This window comes from Roseivivax halodurans JCM 10272, assembly GCF_000521785.1.
Classification (GTDB): domain Bacteria; phylum Pseudomonadota; class Alphaproteobacteria; order Rhodobacterales; family Rhodobacteraceae; genus Roseivivax; species Roseivivax halodurans.
This window is the reverse complement of the sequence record NZ_JALZ01000087.1, coordinates 1-2,977: the sequence shown is the minus strand read 5'-3', so window position 1 is coordinate 2,977 and position 2,977 is coordinate 1. Positions and strand designations below refer to the sequence as shown.

At 64.1% G+C, this 2,977-nt stretch carries 3 protein-coding genes; 1 reads left to right on the top strand and 2 read right to left on the bottom strand.

Features of this window, described 5'->3' with window-relative positions:
• Positions 1 to 137 precede the first annotated feature (137 nt).
• Both OCH239_RS21105 and OCH239_RS21100 read right to left on the bottom strand, forming a co-directional pair.
• On the bottom strand, positions 138 to 686 hold the full coding sequence (locus OCH239_RS21105; RefSeq protein ID WP_037267400.1) for a GNAT family N-acetyltransferase: 549 nt from the start codon (positions 684 to 686) through the stop codon (positions 138 to 140).
• A gap of 224 nt (positions 687 to 910) precedes the next feature.
• Positions 911 to 1,861 (bottom strand): GNAT family N-acetyltransferase, encoded by a 951-nt coding sequence (locus OCH239_RS21100; RefSeq protein ID WP_162150048.1) that lies wholly within the window; start codon positions 1,859 to 1,861, stop codon positions 911 to 913.
• On the opposite strand from OCH239_RS21100, the gene OCH239_RS21095 reads away from it, so the two are divergent.
• Positions 1,823 to 2,902, top strand: a complete 1,080-nt coding sequence (locus OCH239_RS21095; protein ID WP_162150047.1) for a LysR family transcriptional regulator — start codon at positions 1,823 to 1,825, stop codon at positions 2,900 to 2,902. The genes OCH239_RS21100 and OCH239_RS21095 overlap by 39 nt on opposite strands.
• The last annotated feature ends 75 nt before the right edge of the window (positions 2,903 to 2,977 follow it).

Below are 2,977 nucleotides of genomic sequence, written 5' to 3'. Positions count from 1 at the left end.
GCCAGCCCCTAACGTAAATGTTGATCAATCGAGCCCGGGCACAGCAATGCGCCCGGGCTTCTGTTTGAGCTGATTTCAACTGACCAGGTCGAGCACGTCGCCTCTTCCCGAATGAGCCGAATGGCGGCGATGAGCCCTCACTTGACCTTCGCATACATCAGGCAGTCTCGGGGAACATCCGACATGTTGGGGTGAAGGAAGTACCGGCGCAGTACGCCTTCCCCGCTCATGCCCACCTTTTCCATGACCCGGGCAGAGGCCGGATTATCGACATCGCAGAACGCTTCGGCGCGAAAGATCCTCGGGTGCGCCAAGGCATGCTCGACAAGCCACGCCATGACTTCCGTGGCGCAACCAAAACCCCAAGCGCGCCGCGCCAGGACATAGCCGTAGCGCACCGTGGAATTGGCAGCGCGCGGGTGAAACATCCCGATCAGATCGTCCGGGTCGGATCGCGCGAAGACAACCAGGGGAAATCCGCGCCCCGTCTCCCATTCCTCCGTGGCAGCCTTAACAAACTCCGTCGTATCGTCGAGATTCGTGTGAGGGCGCCACGCAAGGTACCGCGTCACGGCTGCGTCCGTTGCGTAGCTCTCGAAAATGGATGAGGCATCGGCTGGAGCGATCCGGCGTAAGCTATAGCGCGCGGTCTCAAAAGAAACGGGAACACGGTAGGCTGAGTCCATGGCGGGATGATTATCCGATCCAGCGCGATCCGCAACGATGGCTGGGTCCGCATGGCCGCCGCTCGTGGGAGTTGCGCCGAAAGTCCGCGAGCCCACTTTACTGGATGCTGCGGAGGTCAGGAAGGTCGGCTTCTGCGGTTGGGCTGAAACTGTTCGGTCTGAACCGCATAAACTGTGGCTGTGTTGACCGTCTCGGCGTTCACGGCGACGTTCCTTCCCAGGGGCTATCGCTTGATCGACCAGATCATCGCCGTCTCGTAGCCGGCAGCTTCCAGCAGCTCGATCTTCGAGCGCCATCCCGCCGGGCAGACGACGAAGGCCGCGCCAGTGCCCCGTTCGGCAAACGCCGACTCGGCGGCGCGTAGCAGCGCCTTGCTCCCCACGGCCTCGTTCGCGAGCGTGTTCGAGTCAGCGAAATCGGGATGGTAGAAGTCGTCGATTACGCCCGTCCCGGTGATCTTGTGCGCGGGCGGGAAGTGCAGTCGCGAGGCGGGCTGCGCAATCACATAGCCCTCCAGATCTTCTGGGGCGCCCATCACCAGCATGTCCCGGTCAGGCAACGTTAGGCTCCGTCGCATCCAGGCGTCAAAGCGAGCGTCTGCCTCCGGGTGGATCGCCCAGAAGGGGTCGATGCCGAAGAGGACGGACCGGTTCTCGGCACTGCGCGCGACGATTCCGGGCACGTCCGCCTCGGTGGCCGGCCGGACGTCCGACAGACTTCCCGCATCGCCGAGATCGGAGCGCGAGAGGTAGAGAGTCAACGGTTCGTAGCCTTCGGCCACGAACGCGGCCCGCCAATCCGGGCCGGTGACGAAGGACGACAGAAAGATCCGCGCACCGGCCTCGCGCAGAACTGCTTGCGCTGCCTCCACCAGCGCCTCGACCGTGCCCTCGGGCGCGTCCGGCACGGCGAAGCTGTCAGGTAGGATCAGGCCGGGCTTTCCGTCCGCGCCGGCATAGATTGGCGGAACGGGCAAAAGCATCGAATGAATCACGCCCACGATCCGTCCGCCATTCTCTGCGACCTGCCAGAACTGTCGAAAGGGTTGCGCCTCGGCGGTCAGCGCGAAAGCAACTGCCTTCTCGACCTGCGAAGCCGCATCCTCGGCCATGTCCCACAACAGCGCGTCTTCTGCATGGCGCTCACGCGCGTCGGCGAGCAGTGGCTCGACCATCGCAGGAATGTCCTCGGTGGTCGCGGGGCGGATCGTAGCGGGCACGGCGGTCTCCTGGTTGAGCCGGGTTCTTCCGTGAGCATCGACAGGACGGGGAGGTTTGACAAAGCAGGACTTCTGACCGAGCCATTAGAAAATCTGACGACCGGAAACCCGATGCCACCTGCGAACCTGAACGCCCTGCGTGTCTTCTCTACCGTGGCGGAGCACGGCAACATCCAGCGGGCAGCCGAGGTTCTGAACCTCTCGCGGGGAGCGGTGTCGCAGCGGATCAAGCAGATCGAGCTCGAGCTCGGAACACCGCTCCTCGTGCGGGGCGCGCGCGGCGTATCCCTCACACCTGCCGGCAAGCGTTGCCATGCGGCGATGATCGACGCGCTCGCCATCATCGACAGCGCGCTTTCAGACATCGCCGGGCAGGACGACCGGATCACCCTGCATATCGGTCCGTCTTTCATGGCGAAGTGGATGATGCCGCGGTTGGAGCGGTTCAGGGCGGCCTTCCCATCGGTCTCGCTTGCCACGGAGGTTCATAACCGGGTGATGGATCGCGGCCTCGGACGCGGCGAGATCGCCATCTGGCCTGGCACCGCCCCCGATCCGAACCCAGCCCATGAGAGCCGCCATCTCACGGAACTCCGCCTTGCCGCCGTGTGCAGCCCCGACTTCCTCCGCCCCGATTGGCCGATAGGGCCGGAGACGCTGTTAACCCTGCCGCTCCTTCAGGACGGGCATCGCCGATGGGATCGGCTGGCTGAGGCGACTGGGCAGCGTCCGGCGCACGCCCCCCTCAACTTCGGCCGCTCGGCGCTCGCGCTGGACGCGGCCATGAACGGGCACGGCGTGGCGATTGCGCCCCATCACATGATCGAGGCGGACCTACGCGCGAAGCGGCTCGTGGAAGTCTGGGCTTTTCCAGAGCCCTCTGATGAGCACCTGTTTTTGTCGTGGGCAAAGGCACGAAATGGTGGGAAGCATCTCCGTCGCGTCGTGGACTGGTTCCTCGTGGAGTTCGGGCAAGGCCACAGACGGCAGGAATGAAGCGTTGGGACAGTTTCAGATTTATGCCCGGCTGAACGGACTTTAGAGCCTTGCGCAGCGGATGCCCGTTCCGTC